The sequence below is a fragment of the Roseateles chitinivorans genome (assembly GCF_002761755.1).
Lineage (GTDB): Bacteria > Pseudomonadota > Gammaproteobacteria > Burkholderiales > Burkholderiaceae_C > Roseateles > Roseateles chitinivorans.
The window spans coordinates 1-512 of sequence record NZ_PEOG01000176.1 but is presented as its reverse complement, the minus strand read 5'-3'; the positions used below and the strand labels follow the sequence as shown (position 1 = coordinate 512).

Genomic DNA, 512 nt, shown 5'->3' with positions numbered 1-512 from the left:
CGAGATGCCATCGCCGCGGTGCGGCGTGCCATCTGGGTGGTGCTCACCGAGCGGCAACGACAACTGTTCATCGGGGCGGTGATCGATGGCGATCCCCTCGATGTCCTGGCCGCGCGTCTCGGTATCAGCCGAAACGCGGTGTACAAGGCCGTCTTCGATGCGCGGCGCAAGATCCGGGCAATTCTTTTGGCCAAGGGCCACCTGGTGGCGGGGGCATCCACATGAGAAGCGGCGAACCCGCCCGTCAGAGGCCGGCCCACCCCCCACTCCCGGATGGGAAGGCTCTGCGTCGCAAGGCGATTCGATCGATCTGGATCACGCTCGTTCTCCTCACCGCACTGGCGGCCACCGCAATCGTCGCGGTCTGCTGAGCACGGTGCGCCTCGGACACAAACGGGAACCGTGGGCATGCGGTGCGGTGCCGAGCTTCGGTGATGTCATGCGGCCAACAATGTTCAAGATCATCGAACGGTATGTGCATGAAAATCACGTGGACATGAACAGTTGGCATG

The 512-nt window shown here is 63.3% G+C and carries 2 protein-coding genes; one reads left to right on the top strand and one right to left on the bottom strand.

Going from position 1 to position 512, the window contains the following annotated elements:
- A partial coding sequence (locus CS062_RS25250) for a helix-turn-helix domain-containing protein (protein ID WP_143742536.1) occupies nt 1-225 on the top strand: 225 nt, incomplete at its 5' end.
- Nucleotides 226-244: 19 nt separating this feature from the next.
- Here the strand turns inward: CS062_RS25250 and CS062_RS27140 are convergent.
- Nucleotides 245-512: hypothetical protein (locus CS062_RS27140; RefSeq protein WP_233218247.1), on the bottom strand; the 268-nt coding region annotated here is incomplete at its 5' end.